We start from the raw sequence: 21207 nt of genomic DNA on the forward strand, positions 1-21207 counted from the left end.
GATGGGAAGTGTAAATGAAAGTTATCAAAAGAAACGGACGAACCGAAGAATTAGACATTTCAAAAATCAAAAAATACACCACAGCAGCGGTCGCAGGTATCGAAAATGTAAGTCTTAGCGAACTCGAGGTCGATGCGAAAATTCAGTTTCGTGATATGATTACCACAGAAGAAATTCAGCAAACGCTTATCAAAACCGCAGTCGATAAAATCGACATAGATCGCCCAAACTGGACATTTGTCGCTGCAAGGCTGTTTTTGTATGATTTGTATCACAAAGTAACTTCATTTAACGGCTACAACCATTTACGCGAATACTTCGAACGCGGCGAAGCCGAGGGTCGCATTATGCTAGGACTTAAAGAAAAATACGACCTAGATGACCTAAATGACTACATAAAAATCGAGCGAGATTTACAGTTTAACTACCTTGGCATAAAAACGCTTTATGACCGCTATCTTATAAAAGACAAACAAGGAAAGCCTATCGAGCTACCTCAACACATGTTTATGGCGATTGCTATGTTTTTGGCACAAAATGAGCTAGACAGCCAAACTTGGGCGAAAAAATTCTACGATTTAATAAGCAAATTTGAAGTCATGCTTGCCACTCCGACACTCTCAAACGCACGCACCACACGCCACCAGCTAAGCTCTTGCTATGTCGGTTCTGTGCCTGATAATATCGAAGGAATTTTTGATAGCTATAAAGAAATGGCGCTTTTATCAAAATTCGGCGGTGGTATCGGCTGGGACTGGTGCAAAGTCCGCGCAATGGGCGGTAGTATAGACGGACACAAAAACGCAGCAGGTGGCATAATACCTTTCTTAAAAATCACAAACGACATAGCCGTGGCTGTGGATCAACTAGGCACCAGAAAAGGCGCAATCGCCGTGTATATCGAGCCGTGGCACATGGATATAAACGACTTTTTGGATTTGCGTAAAAACTCAGGCGAAGAACGCCGCAGAGCGCATGAAATTTTCCCAGCTCTTTGGATAAACGATTTATTTATGAAGCGCCTAGCAAATAACGAAAAATGGACACTTTTTGACCCTGTCGATGTGGCTGATTTGTGCGATGTGTGGGGCGAAGAATTTGAAGCAAAATATATCGCCTACGAAAACGACCCAAATATCAGCAAATCAACCGTTCTAGCAAAAGAGCTTTGGAAAAAAATCCTAACTAGCTATTTTGAGACAGGAATGCCGTTTTTGTGCTTTAAAGATAACGCAAACAGGGTTAATCCAAATTCGCACAAAGGCATTATTAGAAGCTCGAATTTATGCACCGAAATTTTTCAAAATACACAGGCAAACCACTACAAAACTAAAATCGTCTATGCTGACGGCACGGAAGAACTTTTCGAAGAAAATGAAGAAGTCGTCGTAAATGGTAAAATCACTAAAAAAGCCAAAAAAATCACGGCACTTGATACGATAAACGGCAAAGACATTTTCATCGTAGAAAAGGGCGTAGATGAAGGCGCGACGGCAGTTTGCAATCTCGCAAGTGTAAATTTAAGCAAAATTCACACCCAAGAAGACATAAAACGCGTCGTGCCAATCGCCGTGCGAATGCTAGATAATGTCATCGAGCTAAATTTTTACCCACACGCAAAGGTAAAACGCACGAATTTACGCTCTCGCGCCATAGGCTTAGGCGTAATGGGCGAAGCGCAAATGCTTGCCGAAAAGGGCATTATTTGGGGCAGTTACGAGCATTTTGAAACAATAGATAAAATCATGGAAAACATAAGCTACAACGCCATTTACGCTTCATCAAATTTAGCTCTTGAAAAGGGAAAATACCCTGAATTTGAGGGCTCAAAATGGTCGCAAGGAATTTTCCCAATCGATTTAGCAAACGAAAACGCCAAAAAACTAGTCGGTCGTGGGGGACTTTTTGAAGATAACTCTTGCGACTGGGACGCACTTAGAGCAAAAGTCAAAAAAGACGGCATGAGAAACGGCTATTTAATGGCGATTGCGCCGACTTCATCGATTTCGATTTTAGTCGGCACTACGCAGACTATCGAGCCTGTGTATAAACGCAAATGGTTCGAACACAACCTAAGCGGTATGATTCCTGTGGTCGTGCCAAATCTAAGCCCCGATACTTGGCAAGCCTATGTTCCGGCATACGAGCTAGACCAGCGACTGCTTATAAAAGCAGGTGCAATCCGCCAAAAATGGATAGATCAAGGTCAAAGCCTAAATATTTTTATCACGCTTGATAAGGCTAGCGGTAAGGTGCTAAATGACATTTACACCCTTGCGTGGGAGCTTGGCATTAAATCGACATATTATCTAAGAAGCGAAAGCCCATCGACGGATAATTTTAATAATGATGTTGCAGATAGAAGTATAGAGTGCGAAGGTTGCCAATAAATTTTGTCTTGGCGTAGTTGAAACGAGCCTAGCTTTCGTGCGATATTCGTAAATTTTTCGCTTCGATAGGCATACCAGCCTTATCTCGCTCAAAATTTACTTCAAAACGCACGAAATCGTCGGCATTTGGTTGCCAAATTTACATTGAATTGTTTTGCAAATTCATTTCCATTGTCATTGCGAGACCACGCAGTGGTCGAAGCAATCGCCAAAGTTTAAATTTACAAATTCACATTTTGATTAATTTACCATTGGCGATTGCTTCGTTCGCTTCGCTCTCTCGCAATGACAAATTAAACAAATTTGAAAACCAAATGCCGACGATTTTTCGTGTTTTCGAGCAAAATGAGCGAAGAATTAGCCGTCTGGCTATTCGAGCGAATTTTGCGAAGAATCACGGAAAAGCTAGGCTGAATTCTACTTAAAATTTGAAAACCAAATGCCGACGATTTTTCGCAAGACGGGCATAAGATAAGACTTTTTTCGTCTATCGTTGCCCGTCTTGCGGAAAAGCTAGGCTGAATTCAATGCCAAAATTAATCACAAAAACTCTCTATTATTTTCCAAATTCTTTGCTATCTGCATCATCAACTTCATCGATTCTAACAGCTTTACATTGACATCTTTTTCGTTTTTGTTAAATCTAAAAAGCTCTTTGTTTTCTACTGCGATGATGAGCGAATTTCCTTTTAAATACAAAGCCGTGCTACCGATTAAATTCTCCATTATGGCTTGAAGTTTAGCCAAAATTTGCGTATTTTCGACGACTTCCACGCCGCCGTTTTGCAAAAATTCCACCCCGTCGGGGACATAAATGTCAAAAATTTCGCTAAGCTTTCCACTTTGTTTTAAGAGCTTTAAATTCGCACTTGGAGCTTCGCCTTTTAGCACCACTTCCATTTCGCTATTAAAGGGCACGGCATAGTTAAATTTCGCCACAAATCCGTCGAAAATCGAGCCGTCATTTATGCGATTAAAAATCTTATCCAAATCAAAAAATTTCTTTTTGCGTTTGAAATCTCGCACCAAACGCAAATCCCCAAATTTCGCTTCGCCCTGCCCTATTTTGCCGATTATGCTTTGATTACAAACGGCTAAATTCGCACCTTTTTGAAAGGCAGTATCGTCAAAATCGTTTATAAAAAAGGCACCAAATGGCTGAAATGTGAAATTTAGCTCCTTTGCCACGCCGACTAAAAATTCGTTATTGAAAAGCTCATTTTCTTTCGCATTTTGCGAATTTTCGAGCTTTTTTTCGCAATAAACATAAACGGCATAGCAAAAAAAGCCCAGCACAAGCAGATACAAAAACCAAAATTTGCCAAAATTCGCCCGATAAGCGAAAAATAAACCGACAAAAATCAACGCCAAAATGCCTTGCAATTTAAAACGAGAGTATTTTTGAGCTTCGCATAACTTTTTACGCTTCAACTCATAAGAAATTTGGCTCATCGCTTCTCCTAACTATCCAAATTTTACTATTAAGTTTCAGAATTTTAACTATATCAAACATTGCATTAAGTTCGGCTTTTATGCGTGGCGCCATACTTTGGCTAATAATGCTTTTGTTTAAATTCGGCTCAAAACTATCATATCCGCGATCGATTTTTATAAAAATTTTGTTGTCTAAAAAACTTAGCGAAATAGGACATTTCATCAATCTTTTTAGCCTTAAAATTCGCTCCATAAACGCAGGAGTTAAAATATACATTGTTTGTTGTATGTCCGAGCCAAAAACGCTAAATTCATCGTTAAATTCGCTATTATCCATTTTTATCTTTTTGTATCCGTTTTTATTTATCTTGGTTTTTGGCATTACGATGATACGACCTTGTGTTTTTTTATTGAAATCGGCTACAAATAAAAGCCCTTGAAAAACCACAACGCCATATTCTTCTCCATTTTCTGCTCTACTCATTTTCCGTTTCAATAATAAATCGCAGAATTTAAAACTTATATCATCGATTTTACCGCTAACTAAATCATTTCCACCATATAACTGAAACTGAGAAAATAAATTTGAATAATAAATATCATTAAGACTAATCATACCATACTTTGAATACTCAAACCCTAGCGAATTTACATATCTTTTTAGATAAAAATCTTTATATTTATCTATAAAATAAGATTTATCTTCCATTTCGTATTCATCTCTAAAATGTTTAAAGTAAAAGAAAAATACAACAGCAAATCCAAAAAAACCAATTCCAAAAATAAAGCTGTCGTGTTTTTCAATATATAAACCCAATAACCATAGTGCAAAAATGAGAAGAGAGAGAAATGTCGTAAAAAACGCCTTCAAATTTCTTTTGGATTTTTTAGAATGCGCTTCTTTTCTCTCTCTTTCTAAATTCAAAAGCTCTTTTAGCGATGAGTTTTTAAAATCTTTACCCATTAAATTTTTCCGTTGATTTTCGTTTCAAATACGCTATTTTGCGCATTTAGCACCCAAATTTTACTATTAAGTTTCAGAATTTTAACTATATCAAACATTGCATTAAGTTCGGCTTTTATGCGCGGTGCGATGTTTTTATTGACGATATTTTGGCTTAAATCAGGCTCAAAGCTATCATAGCCACGATCGACCTTGATAAAAATGCGATTATCCACAAAACTCACGCTTATGGGATCTTTAAGCATTTTTTGCAATTTTATCAACTGCTCCATAAGCGAAAAATTTAGGATATACATCGCATTTTGCGGGTCGTTTGTAAAAACTTCGAAAAGCTTATTAAATTCGGTGTTATCCATTTTTATATCTTTTAATCTATTTTTGGCGATAATTTCGCCGTTTTGCCGACCCACACGGGACAAAACGACGGTTTTTGAATTTATCTTTTTGTGAAAATCTGCCATAAAAAATAGCCCTTGAAACGCCGTTACAAAGGTTTTTGTATCGTAATTTGTATTTAAATACGGCAAATTTTTTACAAAAACGCTTCCGTCTTCGGTTTCGATTTTATTTTCGATTAGCAAATCGCTAAAAACAAATCTAACTCCGTCGATCTCGCCTGAGATTTTATCGTTTCCGCTTTGTTTGTCAAAACTCGCAAACAAGCCACTTTTCATAATATCAAGTGCGTGGATATGCCCTATTTTTCGGTATTCAAAACCGAGCGAATTTATGTAGTTTTTTAGGTAAAAATTCTTGTATTTATCGATAAATTTAAACGCTTCATCTTGCGTAAATTCGTGTTTGTAGTGCTTAAAATAGTGAAAAATAAAATATATAAAAATCAATAATGCCACCACGCCACCGAATTTGGTCTCAAAAAACACTCGCCCCAAATATGTCAAAAATAGCGTCATAAAAATCGCCGCAAAAACGGCAAAAATAATCGCCATAAGGCTAAATTCCGGCATTTTGCGAACTATCTTTTTTCGCATTTTTTCAAGCTCTAAAAGCGTTTTTTGCTCATCGTTCATTTTGCCCTACTCTGCACTATTTTGAGTTGAATTCTCGCTCGAATTCGCCGAATTCTGCCCCAAATGAGCTTTAAAAATCTTAGAATTTAGCTTTAAATTTTCTACGATACCCACAAACTGCATTATCTCGTCGTGGTAGCGTTGCGGAGCTGAGTTTTCGCCTATTAACGGGACTTTATAATCAGCTTCAAAGCTATCTTTGCCTAAATTTATGTAGATATAAATTTTATTTTCCACAAAGCAAAAATCGCACTTCGCACCAAAAAATTTACGCAAATAAAGCATTTTTTCCATTAAATTTGGCGTCAAAATGTAACGAGCAGCAATTTCATCATCACAAAAAGTGGCAAAAGTATCGTTAAATTCGCTATTATCCATTTTGGTTTTTTTCATATTGCAAAAGGCAAAATGATTTTTCTTATCAAGCACCACGACCTTTGCACTAAAAAATTTGTTAAAATCAGCCACAAAGAAAATCCCGTAAAATAGCCTTTGTTCGCTTGGAGGCTGATTTGGGCGATTTGAATTTCTAACTAGCCTTGATAGGCGAATATCGCTAAATTTAACTTCCACGCCCTCTAATTCGCCGTAAATCAGGTCGTTTCCGTTATAAATATCGTAAAAATCGTTATAAATTTTGGCTTTGTTAAATTCGCTAAATTCGATAAATTCGTCTTTTTCGTAAGCTAAATTTGGCGAAATACTAGCGATGATTTGCGTTATGATTTTATCTTTAAATTCGCTCCCAAAGCCCTTTTTAACGCGAGAGCTAAGCAGTCCATAAACAAAAATCGCCACAAAGCCACCGGCAAAAAGTGCGATACCAAAATCGCCGGAACTTCGTAGCAACCAAAATGCCAAAACACAACCCAAAACGCCGCAAAAAATTTTAATTTTTAAAATTTTTGAAGCAACGCTTTTTCGCAAATTTTCTAAATTTGCTAGTTCGTTTTGATTAAATTTGACGCCTGAATCGTGCAAAATTTAGCCTATCTTTTAAACATTTCGCTTACATTTGGAGCGACTTTTTCGCTCTCGTCGGCTGCGAAAAATTCGCGTTTTTCAAAGCGGAAAAAGTTTGCTACCAAATTTGTCGGAAACATTTCACAAGCGTTGTTGTAATCTAACACCGCTCCGTTGTAAGCACGGCGAGCCGCACTAATTTGCTCTTCGACTTCGGTCAGGGTTGATTGCAGATGAAGCACATTTTCGTTCGCTCTTAGCTCAGGGTAGTTTTCAACAGCGACTTTTATGTTGCCAAGAAGCGTTGAAATTTTGTTGTTTAAATCAAACTTTTGCGCGTCGTTTTTCGCCGCCATAGCTTCGTTTCTAAGCTCGGTAACTTTGGTTAAAACTTCTCTTTCGTGCGTGAGATACTCTTTAACGGCAGCGACTAAATTTGGGATTAAATCGTAGCGTTTTTTAAGCTGAGTATCGACACCTGCGTAGATGTTTGAGACCTGATTTCGTTTGCCGATAAGCGAGTTATAAATGCTAATAACAGCCAAAACTAACGCCGCAACAACGGCACAAATAACCAAAAATGCGTTCATTTTTCTTTCCTTTTTTGATAAATTCGTAAAATTCTATTTAAAATAAACTTTATAAGTGATAAATTTGCGAATTTAACCTGACCTGCACCGAAATTTTTAGCAAAATTTAACCTTTTTAAATTTGATATAAGCAAAATTCAGGTATAATCGCAGTTCTTTTAAGTGTCAAGGTAGCTCAGCTGGTTAGAGCGCTGGTCTCATAAGCCGGAGGTCGAGAGTTCAAGTCTCTCTCTTGACACCATTTCTTTTTTTATTTCCCTGTGATTTTTCATTTTGCTAGATTTTTTCAATGACAAAATAGCTCAACTTAAATTTAAACTGCGTATGCCGACGATTTTGGTTGTTAAAATTTGTAGATTGCCACGAATTTTTGCGTAGCAAAAATTCTCACAATGACAAATTAAGCAAATTTGAGCTACAAATGCCGACGATTTTGCACCAAATTTGCATAAGATAAGACTTAATTCGTCTATCGTTGCAAATTTGGTGCAAAAGCTAGGCTAAATTCAACCTAAAAAATACAATCAAACCACCAAAATTCCAGCATTTCGCATTAAATTCAACGCCGCATTTGTGTAGTATTCTTTATCGTGGCTCGGTGCTTCGTAAGTTGAAACGCACGAGCTTGGCAAAATAACATCTTTTTTCATATTCTTTTCGTTTAGATAAGTTCGCAAAGAAAGTGCAAACTGCAACACGCAAATATCCGTGCAACAGCCCGTGATGATAAATCTATCAAAATCATCTAAAATATTTTTATCCAAATTTAAAAAGCCGTTTGTGGATTTTTTAAGCGTTGTATTTTCAGGCGTGGCAAATTCGGCAAGTTCATCGATTATCTCGGCTTCTGGTGTCCCTGCTATGCAATGAACAGGATAGCTTTTCATCTCCAAATCCCTTTCTTCGTGGGCGTCGCAGATAAAATGCACGAATTTGGCATTTGCGATTTGCGTTGCGATTGCAGGGGCGATTTTAGCGATATTTGGATCAGCCATCGCACCGAATTTACAAAAACCATTAACCATATCGATAACAAAAACTAAACTTTTCATCTAAAAATCCTTTGAAATTTTAAATTTTGTGTCTTTTGAAATGTCTATTTTAGCACGAATTTGTTGAATTTCGTCCAAATCAATCATGGCAGTTTTCACGCTTTGAAATTCGCCTAAATTTAAAATTTCATCGCCGTTTGGCGAAATCAAAAGCGAATTTCCGCCAAATTTGCCCTTTTTTTCGCCTTTTGAATTTATTATTTCGCCGCTTCCATTTACGCTACAAACAAAAACTTGATTTTCCACAGCACGGGCGAAATTTAAAATTTTCCAGTGATTTATCCGTTTTTCGTCCCATTGGGCTGGGATAAAAAGCAAATCAGCCCTATTTTTTTCGCTATTTTCGCCCTGCCCTGCACCACAAAGCGATTTTATAAAATCCCCAAAACGCAAATCATAGCAAATCGCCACGGCACACTTAACGCCGTCAAGCTCGAAAACGCCGTAGTTTTCGCCGCTTTTGATAATTTCGTCTTCTTTTGCTGGGGAGAAAGTGTGAATTTTATCATATTCGCTCACCACTTCGCCGTTTCGATTAAAAACAAAATTTGAGTTATAAATTTTATCATTTTTTAAATTCATAACGCTTCCTGCGACGATATTTACGGAATTTTGCTTAGCAAATTTGCTAAAAATTTCCTTTGTTTTCTTTCCGTCTTTATCACAAAATTCAACCAAATTTTTAGAAGTGAAAAAACCGCAATTTAGCGTTTCAGGCAAAACGATAAAATCAGGCTTTTCAGCCATAGCTAAATTCATCAAATTTAGCAAATTTTGATAATTTTCATCGTTTTTGCGAAATTTAATATCGGCTTGGATTAGGGCGATTTTCTTTTTCATTTTTGTAACCTTAAATTGTTTGCGTGAGTTAGTGCGATTGCGATTGCATCGGTAATATCAAGCGGTTTTATCTCTTTTTGAATTCCTAAAATTCGCTTTACCATAAAAGCAACCTGCTCTTTTGCCGCTTTTGCCTTGCCCGTTACGCTTTTTTTAACTTGCAAAGGCGTGTATTCGGCAAAATTTCCATAAATTTGCAAAATTTTTAAACTCAAAGCTCCCCTAAACTGGGCTAATTTTAAAACTGATTGCGGATTGTAAGCATAAAACATGCTCTCAATCGCCACTTCATCGATCTTATGGGTGGCAAAAATTTGATCAATCGCTTCGCACATTTGTGTCATTTGAAATTGAACATTTTCAGGTTTCATTTTCACAAGCCCTGCTTCGACTAAACTAATTTTATTCACGCTTTTTTCTAAAATCGCATAGCCCATATTTCTGGTTCCCGGATCTATTCCTAAAATTTTCATTCACACTCTTTCACGCGTTTTTTATAAATTTATTCACAAAATTATATATTAAATTTAATCATCAATTTATTAAATTTTAGATAAAATCTTATGGTTTATTTATCTAAGGATTTTGATGTTATCGTTACAAGATGAAATTTTAACTCTATTTCAAAAGGAAATTTTGCCCGTCGAATTTAACCGCTACGCAAAACAGCTCAAATTTAACGAGAAAAATTCCAAACCTGATTTTGTCGTCTATAATGTCCCAAATGAGATTATAGCAAGATTTATTCAGACAAAATACGGCGATTTACTAACAAGACTTTGGGAAAATAAAACCGGCATCAAACCTATCATCAAAATCACTTCAAAATCACGCATTTCACAAAAAGATCAAATTCAAAAGAGCGAAAAGCCAAAAAGTTCGCTTTTGTTTGAATCTTTTACTTTTGAAAATTTTATCGTTGGCGATTCAAATCAATTTGCTTACAATCTTGCAAAAAGTGTTGCGGAAAATCCCGGAAAACAATTTAATCCGCTTTTTATCTACGGTCCAAGTGGTTTGGGTAAAACTCATTTACTCCAAAGTATAGGACACTACGGCATAGCAAAAGGAAATTCAGTTTTATGCGTAACTAGTGAGCAATTTGCAAATGATTTAACATTTCACATAGCCAATAAAATAACCGATAAATTTAAAAATAAATACCGTAACTGCGACCTTCTTTTGATAGATGATATTCAGTTTTTAGTAGGCAGAGAAAAGGCAAAAGAGGAGTTTTTTAACACATTTAATGAACTTAGAAAAAAGCAGTGTCAGATTGTTTTAACAAGCGATTGCAAACCAAAATATTTAAAAGGCTTTGAAGATAGGCTTATTAGCCGTTTTGAAAGCGGAGTTGTGGCTGATATTACTCCGCCTGATTTGGAAACTAAAATAGCTATTATCAAGCGAAAAAGTTATGATAATAAAATCACTCTTACAAAAGCCGTCATCGAATACATCGCCACAAATATGGGCGATAACATAAGAGAAATCGAAGGAATTATGAGTCAAATTTTAGCCTATTCTAGGCTTATTAGAGCTGAAATTTCGCTTGAAATCGTTAAAAATTTCGTTCAAGATAAAATAAAAGAAAAAATGGATCAAGTCTCGCTTGATAGCATACTTAACATTATCTCAAAAGAGCTAAATATAAAACCAAGCGATATAAAAAGCAAAACTCGCACAAAAGGCATTGTCGATGCAAGGCGAATAGGAATTTATTTAGCTAAAACTCTAACTTCAAATTCAACCGCACAAATAGCTAAATTTTTTGGCTTAAACGACCACAGTGCCGTTAGTCATAATATAAAAAAAATAAACGAACTAATAGATAACGATGATGAAATTAGACTGCAAGTTGAAGAGTTAAAAAATAAAATTCAGCGAAAAAAGGATTAAATTTAGTGATGAATTGTGATAAATTTTCAAATTTGCGTGATTTAAATTTCGCCTATTTTACGAATTTACAAAGAGTTTTTCACAAATTCACAAAGCCAACTATAACAACAATAAAATTTAATAAATTTGTAAAGGATAAAAGATGAAAGTTGTAATTAATAAAACCGTTCTTGACAGTATAATTACAAACACAAATCCTTATTTGGATAAAAAGGATTTAAGTTCTATTACTTCTCATATCTTACTTTGCGCTAAAAACGGCGTTTTAAGCATAAAAGCAACAGATCATGAAATCGGACTTAGTTACAATATCAAAAATGTAACTATTGAAGATGAAGGTTTTGCTACCGCAAACGGAACAAAATTACTAAATGCTATAAAAGGTTTAAATGACGATGATGTAACGCTTGAAGTTATGAATGGCTCTTTGTTTGTAAAACAAAAAAGATCAAAATATAAACTTCCTATGTATAACCACGAAGACTTCCCTGAATTTCCAAATGTTTCAAACAAAGATAAATTCGATATAAACACAATGGTTTTTGGTAGAAGTTTAAAGAAAATTTTTACTTCAATCGATACTAGCAATCCAAAATATGAGCTAAACGGAGCTTTGATTGATGTTAAAGACGGCTTTATAAATTTAGTCGGAACCGATACAAAAAGACTTAGTATTTATAAATTAAAAACGCAAACAAATTCAAACGGAAAAAATATCATAATCCCTAAAAAAGCCATAGCTGAAATTCAAAAACTTTTCAGTGATAAAATCGAAATTTATTACGATGAAACCGTGCTTTTAGCCGTTAGCGAAAATTTCGAATTTTTTACAAAGCTAATCAATGGCAGATACCCTGATTATGCAAGAGTTGTGCCAAGCGAAACAGCTTTTAGTGTTAATATTTCTCGTGATAAGATGATTGAAGGTATAAAAGCAGTAAGCTCAATGTGCGAACAGATGAAAATCACGATTAAACCTGACGGAATTGTTTTTGAAAGTATAAATGAAGATAACTCAGAAGCAAGAACTGAAATCGAAATTCAAAACGAAGTTGATGAAAATATAGTTTTTGGTATCAAAAATAGATTTTTACTTGACTTTTTAACTAGTATTGAAGAAAATAGCTTCTTGTTAGAATTTAATAACCCTGAATCGGCATTTGTAGTATCTAGTGGTGATCTAAAAACCGTAATGATGCCGATAAATTTATAAAATAAGGAAAAATTTAAATGGAAAATTACGGCGCTGGTAATATTAAAGTTTTAAAAGGTTTAGAAGCGGTTAGAAAACGCCCCGGTATGTATATCGGCGATACAAATATAAACGGGCTTCATCACATGATTTATGAAGTTGTCGATAACTCTATCGATGAAGCTATGGCTGGGCATTGTGATACGATTGATGTTGAGCTTACTTTGGAAGGAAGCTGTATAGTAACCGACAACGGACGGGGAATTCCTGTCGATATTCATCCGACTGAAAAAATTCCTGCTGCAACGGTTGTTTTAACCGTTCTTCATGCCGGCGGTAAATTTGATAAAGATACTTATAAAGTCTCAGGTGGTTTGCACGGCGTTGGCGTTTCGGTTGTAAATGCACTTTCTAAAAAATTAGTCGTAACGATTAAAAGAGACGGAAACGAACACAGACAAGAATTTTCAAAAGGAATTCCACAAAGCGAACTTGAAATCATAAAACCTGCCAAAAAAACAGGAACTACGGTTGAATTTTGGCCGGATGGCGAAATTTTTGAAATTTTAGAATTTGATGATGAAATTTTGTCAAAAAGATTTAGAGAATTAGCCTATTTAAATCCAAAAATAACTATAAATTTCAAAGATCAAAGAACAGGTAGAAGCGAAAGTTTTCACTATGAAGGCGGATTGGAAAGTTTTGTAACTGATATGAACAGATCAACTCCGGTTTCAAAGCCTGTATTTTTTAGCGATACCGTCGAAGATGTCGCCGTTGATATAGCTTTAATGTATAATGAAACTTATAGTGAAAATTTACTAAGCTTTGTAAATAATATTAAAACTCCCGACGGCGGAACGCACGAAGCAGGTTTTAGAGCAGGGCTTACAAGAGCTATAACAAATTATATCGCCGCAAACGCTTCGGCAAAAGAAAAAGATACAAAAATCACAGGCGATGATATTAGAGAAGGCTTAATCGCCGTTGTAAGCGTAAAAGTGCCTGAACCGCAGTTTGAAGGGCAAACCAAAGGAAAACTGGGATCTAGCTATGTAAAACCGATAGTGCAAAAAATGACCTTTGATGTGCTTTGCAAATATTTTGAAGAAAATCCTATCGAAGCAAGAGCGATAATGAGTAAGGCTCTTTTAGCAGCGCGTGGTAGGGAAGCGGCACGCAAAGCAAGAGATTTAACTAGAAAAAAAGAGAGTTTTTCTGTTGGAACATTGCCGGGAAAACTTGCAGATTGTCAAAGTAAAGATGCAAGTATTAGCGAAATTTATCTTGTCGAGGGCGATAGTGCAGGGGGTTCAGCAAAACAAGGTAGAGATAGAGTTTTTCAAGCGATTTTGCCGTTGCGCGGAAAAATTTTAAATGTCGAAAAGGCAAGATTAGAGAAAATTTTACAATCCGAAGAGATAAAAAATATGATAACTGCCTTTGGTTGCGGTATCGGGGACGAATTTGATGAAGAAAAATTGCGTTATCATAAAATCATCATTATGACCGATGCTGATGTCGATGGTAGCCATATACAAACTCTGCTTTTGACTTTCTTTTTTAGATTTTTACCAAAAGTCGTTGAAAACGGCTATGTGTATCTAGCCCAACCGCCGCTTTTTAAATACAAAAAAGGCAAAAAAGAGATTTACTTAAAAGATGAAAAGGCTTTGAGCGAATTTTTGATTGAAACAGGCATTGATATGGCTGAATTTGAAGGCATTGGAAATAAAGATTTGACAGATTTCTTAAAAATCGTCTCAACTTATCGTTCGCTTTTAAATGAGCTTAAAAATCGTTTTAGCGTTTTAAGTGCTATTAGGTATTTAATCGAAGAAGCAAATTTAGAAAATGTCGATTATGATGAGCTTTTTGACGCACTAAAAATTCGCCTTGAAAAAGAGAATTTTAATATCTTAAATCATTATGTTAGCGAAAATGGAATTCGCATGTATGTGCAAACTCCAAACGGCTTAGAACAGCTAAAAATCGATAACACACTTTTAGATAATCATATTTTCAAAGAGGCAAAATATGTTTATTCAAAAATCAAAGATAGAGAGCTTGATTTTGGCGGCAGAGATTTTGTCGAAGTTTTAAACGAAATCGAAAAAAATTCGAAAAAAGGTGCGTATATACAACGCTATAAAGGTCTAGGTGAGATGAACCCTGATCAGCTTTGGGAAACTACGATGAGTCCTGAAAATCGCCGTTTGCTTCGCATAAATATAAATGATGCACAAAGTGCTAGTGATACATTTAATCTTTTCATGGGCGATGAAGTTGAGCCAAGAAGGAATTACATTCAAGACCATGCAAAAGATGTTAAACATTTGGATATTTAGATGTTATATAGTGAAAAAAAAGAGAGATCAAATCGGTTTAAACTAGCACTAAAAGTTGCTTTTCCTTTTACTTTAGTGCTTATTTTTATCGCATATTTTATGTTTAAAGAAGGCGATTTTACAAGAGACGATGTTATTTTATTTGTAATTTTGCTTTTGTGTTATGTTTATTACGCGACATATTTGATTTATATGGGATTTAAAAAAAGCTTAATAGATCCCGTTAGTAGGGTGTTTGTGCGAGATGAAATTTTAAAAATCATAGCAAAAGATATAAAAAAAGAAAAGGTAAATAATATCGTTTTAATGCGTATAAAAAATATCATCGACATAAACGATCGCTATGGTTATCGAAACGGCGATGAAATTTTGCGACTTTTTGTCGTTGAATTTGATAAATTTATGCAAGATCATAAATTTAAAGATATTCCTATCGGTAGATTTATCAACGGAAACTTTATCTTTGCAATCGACGGAAAAAGGGCAAATTTACACCATATTTTAAATATGTTTGAGCGAAAAATCGCAAATCAAACGATAAATAATATCGAACTAAAAATGGAATATGCTACAATCAATGCAGATTATGATAAAAATTTAAACAATGTCATAAATGCGCTATTTTACAAGATAAATCACAAAGATGATGAAGAGCTTGATTTTGATAAAATCGAAATTGGAACCTTTGAAAATGATGTTTTAGAAGCGATAAATAACGAACAATACAGCATAAAATATCAGCTAATGAAATCTGTAAATGGCGAAGATGAGTATCTGAATTTTATCCCAAAAATAGATTTAAAAGAGCAGGGCAAGATAACAAAAAGCAAGATTATTGATATTATTTTGCAAAATAACTATGCCGTGAAATATGATTTGAATTTGATAAAATATATCGCTAAAAATATATATTTTAGGGATATTAAGGGTAAAATTTTTGTAGAAATTATAGCAAGCACACTGCGAAATAGCGACTTTAAAAAGGAAATTTTAAAGCTAATTGATAATAATCTAATCGATCCTAAAAAGATCGTTTTTGAATTTAACGAAGAGCTGATTTATCCTGAGATTAAGCGATTTAGCGAGATTTTGTTGCAGTTTAAAGAGCTTGGATTTAGTTTTGGATTAAGCCAGTTTGGTGGTGCAAATGCAAGTTTTGAGTATCTAAAACATTTAAATGTTGATTTTGTCATTTATGACATTGAATTTAATAAAAATTTTTACGAAGAAAAAACGCACGAAATTTTTCTGAATTTAAATAAAATGTGCAAGGAAATCGGCGTAAAAACAGCTATTAGATTTGTCGATAAAAAGCCGTTTTATGAAGATTTGAAAGAAAGCGGGATCGACATAGTTCAAGGTTTTTGTGTCGAAAAACCTGTTGATTTAGAAAATTTAAGAGAGCAAATATGAGATACGGCGAAAAAGAGATAAAAGAATTTGATGTAGATAAAGATTTAGAAATTTGGGAAAATAAACACAAAAGGGATTATTTGATAAAAATAACCCTGCCTGAGTTTTGTTGTTTATGTCCGAGATCTGGTTATCCGGATTTTGCGACCATTTATTTGGAGTATGTGCCTGATAAATTCGTCGTTGAGCTAAAAGCGATAAAACTTTATATAAATTCCTTTATGAATCGCCACATAAGCCACGAAGATAGCATAAACGAAATTTACGGCGTTTTAGAAGAAAAACTAAAACCAAAATCGATGAAAATCATCGGCGATTTCAATCCGCGCGGAAATGTCCATACCGTCATAGAAATCAGCTCAAAAAGCATAGAAAAATGATAACTCCTGTTATAATCGAGCAAATTTTCAAAAGCGCTAGTATTAGTCGTTGGAACGACTACCCAAAAATGGTAAATTTAGTCGAGCTTGACAAACAGGCACATAAATTTATTATCGCTTATTTTTTGGCTAGTTTTGAAGATGATATTGATATGGGCTATTTGATTGAAGCTGGGATTTTTGAATTTTTGGCTCGTATTGTCGTAACCGACATTCGCCCTGATGTCTTTCATCATATCCAAAAAACACACAAAGAAAAGATAAATAATTGGGTTTTATCAATCCTTGAAAACGATTTAAAACTCGTGCAAAACGGCGAATTTTTCGAGCGTTTTAAAAATTATTTGAATTCAAAAGATCATATCAAAGAAAAGACCATTTTAAAGGCTTCCGGCTACCTTGCTACAAGATGGGAATTTAATATCGTTTATCAAACTAGCCAGTTTTTAAACGACATTGAAGAGCTTAAATTTAAAGTTGAAGAAGAGCTTGAAGATTATTATGAGCTAATTGGCGTTCGCAAAATCGTTATGAATAAAAAACTAGCAAGACTAGTTGATCTTAGTGGCAGACTTCGCTTTCAAAAGCGTTGGGCGCAAACACCACGAATTCCTGAGACTTCGGTTTTAGGGCACATGTTGGTTGTGGCGATTTTAAGCTATTTTTACTCGCTAAAAGTCGGCGCTTGTAAAACCCGCAAAATTTACAACTTTTTTTGCGCTTTATTTCACGATTTGCCTGAAAGTTTGACAAGGGACATTATAAGCCCTGTAAAATACGGCATTGACGGGCTAAGTGAAATCATAAATGATTATGAAATGCGTTTGATTGACGATAAAATTTTGCCTTTTGTGCCTGGGAATATAAGAGATAGTTTTAGCTATATTCTTGGAATTCGCAAAAACGGCGAAAAATTTATAAAAGATGAATTTGAAAATAGAATTTGCGAAAATGAGCCAAAATTCATAGAAGGAAGTTTGCAAAGCGTAAATGACGATAAATTTAATGCTATTGATGGCAAAGCGCTTAAATATTGCGATAAAATCGCAGCTTATTTTGAAGCTGGAATTTCCATAAGCTACGGCGTAAAAAGTAAAGAACTAGTCGCAGGTTTTGAAGGTATGGAAGAGTTTTTCAAGGAAAAACCAAAGGTCGAAGGCGTAAATTTTTGCGAAATTTGCGAAAGTTTTAAAAAACATTTTGGCTTGAAGCGTGAAAATTTGTGAATTTAAAGGAAGCAGAATTTAAAAAACCCCTTCCCAGATGACTGCGGCACACACCTAAAAAAAGTGCTCTGCTGTGTTCCCACCCTGAAGCGGTGCTTTTTAAAAGCATTGCACAGGTCTAAGAAGAGGCGAATTCGGATTATATTTGAATTTTGCTTAAAATAAGGTTATAAGATGAGTTTTAAAATTTTTTTATCGGATGTGTTTAGACAACTTTTTATCCGCCGTCATAAGTCTATGGAGTTTCGCGGTAAGGTTTTTGCGGCAATGCTACTAGCCAAAAAAACGCAAAGCGATGAAGATTATGAAATCATAAATGAGTTAGCTAGCGAAATTTATCCAAATGATCAAAAGTGCATAGAGCTACTGATTTCGACGGTAAAAGAGTATGTCAGGAAGGCAAAAATTTACAAAAATTTAAATTTGGATTCTTTATTAAATGAGATTGATAAAGACTTAAAAACGCACAAAAGGCTTATCAAAAAAATCGATTTTTCACACCTTAGACGACTTATTTGCGATGACGATACTGACGCGCTTATACAGCAAAGAGTTTATGAATTTTTTGTCAGCGAAGTAAAAAGTTATTCATAAATTTAAGAATAAATTTTGTATAATAGACCCTTTTTATAAAATCACAAACGGAGTAAATTTTGGAAAATATAAGAAATATCGCCGTTATCGCCCATGTCGATCACGGAAAAACCACAATCGTAGATGAACTTTTAAAGCAATCAGGCACATTTGACGAACGCGCAAATATCGGCGAACGGGTAATGGATAGCAACGACATAGAAAAAGAACGCGGAATTACCATTTTATCAAAAAATACGGCCATCAAATATAAAGACACAAAAATAAATATCATCGACACCCCGGGACACGCTGATTTCGGTGGCGAAGTCGAGCGAGTTTTAAAAATGGTCGATGGCGTTTTGTTACTAGTCGATGCGCAAGAAGGCGTAATGCCTCAAACTAAATTTGTCGTTAAAAAAGCCCTATCTTTGGGACTTCGCCCGATAGTCGTGGTAAATAAAATAGATAAACCGGCAGCAGATCCTGATCGCGTGGTAAATGAAATTTTTGACCTTTTTGTCGCGCTTGATGCAAACGACGAACAGCTTGAATTCCCTGTGATTTATGCAGCGGCTAAAAACGGCTTTGCTAGATACAGCCTAGAAGATACAAACAACGATATGCAGCCGCTTTTTGAAACGATAGTTTCGCATGTGCCTAGACCTAGCGGGGATAATGCAAACCCTTTGCAGTTGCAAGTTTTTACGCTTGATTATGATAACTATGTCGGTAAAATCGGTATTGCACGAATTTTCAACGGAAAAATCGCAAAAAATCAAAGCGTAATGTTAGCCAAAGCTGACGGCACAAAAGTAACAGGGCGAATTTCAAAGCTTATCGGATTTTTGGGGCTTGATAGGATTGATATTGACGAAGCAGGGACGGGCGATATTGTGGCGATTGCCGGATTTGAAGCCCTTGATGTTGGCGATAGTATCGTTGATCCTGCTAATCCGATTCCACTTGAAGCTTTGCATATCGAAGAGCCGACTTTAAGCGTTATTTTTAGCGTAAATGACGGACCTTTGGCAGGAACTGAGGGTAAATTTGTAACTTCAAATAAAATCGATGAACGCTTAGCGGCAGAAATGAAAACAAATATCGCAATGCGTTATGAAAATGTCGGCGAGGGCAAATTTAAAGTTAGCGGTAGGGGCGAACTTCAAATTACCATTTTAGCTGAAAATATGCGTAGGGAAGGGTTTGAGTTTTGTCTTGGTCGCCCAGAAGTCATCGTAAAAGAAATAAACGGCGTAAAATGCGAACCTTTCGAGCATTTGGTTATCGACGCGCCAGATGATTGCACCGGAACGGTCATCGAAAAACTAGGTCGAAAAAAAGCAGAAATGAAAGTTATGAACCCGACAGGCGACGGACAAACAAGAATCGAATTTGAAATCCCTGCTCGTGGGCTTATCGGTTTTCGTTCGCAGTTTCTAACCGATACAAAAGGCGAGGGCGTGATGAACCATAGCTTTTTGGAATTTCGCCCATTAACAGGAAATGTTGAAAAACGCCAAAACGGCGCATTAGTGAGTATGGAAGACGGCGTTGCTTTGGGTTACAGCCTTTGGAATTTGCAAGATCGAGGTGTGCTATTTATCGCGCCACAAGCAAAGGTTTATGTCGGTATGATTATCGGCGAACATAGCCGTCCAAACGACCTTGAAGTAAATCCTATAAAAGGCAAAAATTTAACAAATGTTCGCGCTAGCGGAAGCGATGATGCGATAAAACTAGTTCCGCCTAGAACGCTAAATTTAGAAAGAGCTTTGGAATGGATCGAAGAAGACGAGCTAGTCGAAGTTACGCCGATAAGTATTCGCGTTAGAAAGCGATATTTAGATCCGAATATCAGAAAGCGTATGTCGAAGACTAAGTCTTAAAATTATATGAGCCTAGTTTTAATTCCCCAAACTTGAACGGATTAAGGCGTAAATTCGGACAATTCCTACGCTCAAAACAAGCGAAGCGGTGCAAGGCGAAGCCGAAGCAGGTTTCCTTGATTACCACTCAAAGGTAACTTCGCTTGAAATCGTCCGAATTTACGCCTTACTACGCCTATTCTGTCTTGAATATTTTTGTAGAAAATTAAGCAAATTTGCCAAATCTGTAGTCATTGCGAGAATTTGCGTAGCAAATTCGTGGCAATCCAGCAACGCCGTTAGGCGTTTTTAAATTTACAAACTTAAATCTAATCGCAAATTTGGAAATTTTGATGATCTATTTTTCGAATTTTTTTGTTTTTGATTAGCCTATTTACGGCGACCGAGACATTTTGGCGTGGGGCGCCTACAAAACTAGCGATTTCGCTAACTCCGCCATTGACATGTGCTATATCGCCGTTTGCGATTTGAAGCAAAAATTTATAAGTTCGGGTTTCGACGCTATCAAAAACTAGCTCTTTTATCACATTTTTTTGCATTGTCATATTTTTCAAAAACGAGTTAAAAAGATAAATCGCAAAGTCTTGGTTGAACTCAAACAGATCAATCACGGTGGATAAATTTGCTTCTAAAATTTCCGCATTTTGCGTGATTTCAAAAGACGAAAAAGTATCGACAAGCACAAATGAACCTGCTCTAAAATAGCTTAGCACATACTCCCTGCCGCTTTCGTGATAGGTGTTTAACTTGCCCTCGCCTTTTAGGATAATCATAAAAAGTTTTTTTTGTGCGTAAATCATCGCACCTTTTTGGTAGCAAAGATGTCTAAATTTAGCTAAATCTTCTTCGTTAAAAAATGATAACTCTTGTCCGTCAAAAACCCCTGTCGTTCTCGTTCCCATAAAATTCCCCTTTTTTGAATTATACAGAAAAATTCGAAAAAAACAAAAAAAAAAAAAACGAAAAATGAAAATTTTTCGCAAAAACAAAGCCAAATTTTTTAAATTTGTCGCAAAAATGACA

18 protein-coding genes, 1 tRNA gene and 1 other RNA gene are annotated in these 21207 nt (G+C 35.7%); 10 read left to right on the forward strand and 10 right to left on the reverse strand.

Annotation, left to right across the window (positions count from 1 at the left end; all coding sequences use genetic code 11):
* Positions 1-14 precede the first annotated feature (14 nt).
* A complete protein-coding gene (locus PF028_RS05905; protein WP_270861057.1) occupies positions 15-2390 on the forward strand; it encodes a ribonucleoside-diphosphate reductase subunit alpha in 2376 nt (791 codons plus the stop codon).
* A gap of 540 nt (positions 2391-2930) precedes the next feature.
* Here the strand turns inward: PF028_RS05905 and PF028_RS05910 are convergent.
* Genes PF028_RS05910 through PF028_RS05930 form a run of 5 tightly spaced genes read right to left on the reverse strand, consistent with a single transcriptional unit; the run spans position 2931 to position 7372 of the window.
* On the reverse strand, positions 2931-3842 hold the full coding sequence (locus PF028_RS05910; protein ID WP_270861058.1) for a hypothetical protein: 912 nt from the start codon (positions 3840-3842) through the stop codon (positions 2931-2933).
* Complete coding sequence (locus PF028_RS05915; protein ID WP_270861059.1) at positions 3823-4788, reverse strand: DUF3137 domain-containing protein; 966 nt, start codon at positions 4786-4788, stop codon at positions 3823-3825. Before PF028_RS05915 ends, PF028_RS05910 begins: the two co-directional genes overlap by 20 nt.
* The gene (locus tag PF028_RS05920) at positions 4788-5819 is read right to left on the reverse strand and encodes a DUF3137 domain-containing protein (RefSeq protein WP_270861060.1); all 1032 of its coding nucleotides are present in this window, start codon (positions 5817-5819) and stop codon (positions 4788-4790) included. The genes PF028_RS05915 and PF028_RS05920 overlap by 1 nt, the downstream gene beginning before the upstream one ends.
* Before the next feature lie 6 nt (positions 5820-5825).
* On the reverse strand, positions 5826-6800 hold the full coding sequence (locus tag PF028_RS05925; protein WP_270861061.1) for a DUF3137 domain-containing protein: 975 nt from the start codon (positions 6798-6800) through the stop codon (positions 5826-5828).
* An 8-nt stretch (positions 6801-6808) separates the two neighbouring features.
* Positions 6809-7372, reverse strand: coding sequence for a LemA family protein (locus PF028_RS05930; RefSeq protein ID WP_270861062.1), 564 nt, complete (start codon positions 7370-7372; stop codon positions 6809-6811).
* A 164-nt stretch (positions 7373-7536) separates the two neighbouring features.
* On the opposite strand from PF028_RS05930, the gene PF028_RS05935 reads away from it, so the two are divergent.
* A tRNA-Met gene (locus PF028_RS05935) sits at positions 7537-7613 on the forward strand.
* 283 nt (positions 7614-7896) lie between these two features.
* Here the strand turns inward: PF028_RS05935 and PF028_RS05940 are convergent.
* The 3 genes from PF028_RS05940 to ruvC are packed head-to-tail and all read right to left on the reverse strand — an operon-like array spanning position 7897 to position 9737.
* A complete protein-coding gene (locus tag PF028_RS05940) occupies positions 7897-8424 on the reverse strand; it encodes a cysteine hydrolase family protein (protein WP_270861063.1) in 528 nt (175 codons plus the stop codon).
* The gene (locus PF028_RS05945) at positions 8425-9264 is read right to left on the reverse strand and encodes a nitrilase-related carbon-nitrogen hydrolase (protein WP_270861064.1); all 840 of its coding nucleotides are present in this window, start codon (positions 9262-9264) and stop codon (positions 8425-8427) included.
* Positions 9261-9737: a crossover junction endodeoxyribonuclease RuvC gene (gene ruvC / locus PF028_RS05950; RefSeq protein WP_270861065.1), complete on the reverse strand. Its 477-nt coding sequence runs from the start codon at positions 9735-9737 to the stop codon at positions 9261-9263. The genes PF028_RS05945 and ruvC overlap by 4 nt, the downstream gene beginning before the upstream one ends.
* A 115-nt stretch (positions 9738-9852) precedes the next feature.
* Between ruvC and dnaA the strand changes: the two genes are divergently transcribed.
* From dnaA to PF028_RS05980, 6 genes are all read left to right on the forward strand, one after another.
* Positions 9853-11163 (forward strand): chromosomal replication initiator protein DnaA, encoded by a 1311-nt coding sequence (gene dnaA, locus PF028_RS05955; protein ID WP_270861066.1) that lies wholly within the window; start codon positions 9853-9855, stop codon positions 11161-11163.
* Positions 11164-11305: 142 nt separating this feature from the next.
* Positions 11306-12376: a DNA polymerase III subunit beta gene (gene dnaN / locus PF028_RS05960; RefSeq protein WP_270861067.1), complete on the forward strand. Its 1071-nt coding sequence runs from the start codon at positions 11306-11308 to the stop codon at positions 12374-12376.
* A gap of 17 nt (positions 12377-12393) precedes the next feature.
* Entirely contained in the window at positions 12394-14703 is a 2310-nt protein-coding gene (gene gyrB, locus PF028_RS05965) for a DNA topoisomerase (ATP-hydrolyzing) subunit B (RefSeq protein ID WP_270861068.1), read from the forward strand.
* Positions 14704-16116 (forward strand): EAL domain-containing protein, encoded by a 1413-nt coding sequence (locus PF028_RS05970; protein WP_270861069.1) that lies wholly within the window; start codon positions 14704-14706, stop codon positions 16114-16116.
* Positions 16113-16496 carry a preQ(1) synthase gene (gene queF / locus PF028_RS05975; protein WP_270861070.1) on the forward strand — a complete coding sequence of 128 codons (384 nt, stop codon included), beginning with the start codon at positions 16113-16115 and terminating at the stop codon, positions 16494-16496. The genes PF028_RS05970 and queF overlap by 4 nt, the downstream gene beginning before the upstream one ends.
* Positions 16493-17722 (forward strand): HD domain-containing protein, encoded by a 1230-nt coding sequence (locus tag PF028_RS05980; protein WP_270861071.1) that lies wholly within the window; start codon positions 16493-16495, stop codon positions 17720-17722. Before queF ends, PF028_RS05980 begins: the two co-directional genes overlap by 4 nt.
* 27 nt (positions 17723-17749) lie before the next feature.
* Here the strand turns inward: PF028_RS05980 and ffs are convergent.
* Positions 17750-17847: signal recognition particle sRNA small type (ffs, locus tag PF028_RS05985), an RNA gene on the reverse strand.
* Between the two features lie 49 nt (positions 17848-17896).
* Here ffs and PF028_RS05990 point away from each other — a divergent pair.
* The gene (locus PF028_RS05990; protein WP_270861072.1) at positions 17897-18316 is read left to right on the forward strand and encodes a hypothetical protein; all 420 of its coding nucleotides are present in this window, start codon (positions 17897-17899) and stop codon (positions 18314-18316) included.
* A gap of 59 nt (positions 18317-18375) precedes the next feature.
* Positions 18376-20184, forward strand: coding sequence for a translational GTPase TypA (typA, locus tag PF028_RS05995; RefSeq protein ID WP_270861073.1), 1809 nt, complete (start codon positions 18376-18378; stop codon positions 20182-20184).
* A gap of 308 nt (positions 20185-20492) precedes the next feature.
* Here the strand turns inward: typA and PF028_RS06000 are convergent, their stop codons facing one another.
* Positions 20493-21086, reverse strand: coding sequence for a Crp/Fnr family transcriptional regulator (locus PF028_RS06000; protein WP_270861075.1), 594 nt, complete (start codon positions 21084-21086; stop codon positions 20493-20495).
* Positions 21087-21207 lie beyond the last annotated feature (121 nt).

It is taken from the genome of Campylobacter sp. CN_NE2, from assembly GCF_027797465.1.
Classification (GTDB): Bacteria; Campylobacterota; Campylobacteria; order Campylobacterales; family Campylobacteraceae; genus Campylobacter_B.

Excerpts from the sequence above, each read along its gene's own strand:
- PF028_RS05990 (WP_270861072.1), top strand. The coding sequence starts at position 17,897 with ATGAGTTTTAAAATTTTTTTATCGGATGTGTTTAGACAACTTTTTATC.
- PF028_RS05930 (WP_270861062.1), bottom strand. The coding sequence starts at position 7,372 with ATGAACGCATTTTTGGTTATTTGTGCCGTTGTTGCGGCGTTAGTTTTG.
- PF028_RS06000 (WP_270861075.1), bottom strand. The coding sequence starts at position 21,086 with ATGGGAACGAGAACGACAGGGGTTTTTGACGGACAAGAGTTATCATTT.
- dnaN (WP_270861067.1), top strand. The coding sequence starts at position 11,306 with ATGAAAGTTGTAATTAATAAAACCGTTCTTGACAGTATAATTACAAAC.
- queF (WP_270861070.1), top strand. The coding sequence starts at position 16,113 with ATGAGATACGGCGAAAAAGAGATAAAAGAATTTGATGTAGATAAAGAT.
- PF028_RS05910 (WP_270861058.1), bottom strand. The coding sequence starts at position 3,842 with ATGAGCCAAATTTCTTATGAGTTGAAGCGTAAAAAGTTATGCGAAGCT.
- PF028_RS05905 (WP_270861057.1), top strand. The coding sequence starts at position 15 with ATGAAAGTTATCAAAAGAAACGGACGAACCGAAGAATTAGACATTTCA.
- gyrB (WP_270861068.1), top strand. The coding sequence starts at position 12,394 with ATGGAAAATTACGGCGCTGGTAATATTAAAGTTTTAAAAGGTTTAGAA.
- PF028_RS05915 (WP_270861059.1), bottom strand. The coding sequence starts at position 4,788 with ATGGGTAAAGATTTTAAAAACTCATCGCTAAAAGAGCTTTTGAATTTA.
- PF028_RS05970 (WP_270861069.1), top strand. The coding sequence starts at position 14,704 with ATGTTATATAGTGAAAAAAAAGAGAGATCAAATCGGTTTAAACTAGCA.
- PF028_RS05945 (WP_270861064.1), bottom strand. The coding sequence starts at position 9,264 with ATGAAAAAGAAAATCGCCCTAATCCAAGCCGATATTAAATTTCGCAAA.
- PF028_RS05920 (WP_270861060.1), bottom strand. The coding sequence starts at position 5,819 with ATGAACGATGAGCAAAAAACGCTTTTAGAGCTTGAAAAAATGCGAAAA.
- PF028_RS05940 (WP_270861063.1), bottom strand. The coding sequence starts at position 8,424 with ATGAAAAGTTTAGTTTTTGTTATCGATATGGTTAATGGTTTTTGTAAA.
- ruvC (WP_270861065.1), bottom strand. The coding sequence starts at position 9,737 with ATGAAAATTTTAGGAATAGATCCGGGAACCAGAAATATGGGCTATGCG.
- PF028_RS05980 (WP_270861071.1), top strand. The coding sequence starts at position 16,493 with ATGATAACTCCTGTTATAATCGAGCAAATTTTCAAAAGCGCTAGTATT.
- dnaA (WP_270861066.1), top strand. The coding sequence starts at position 9,853 with ATGTTATCGTTACAAGATGAAATTTTAACTCTATTTCAAAAGGAAATT.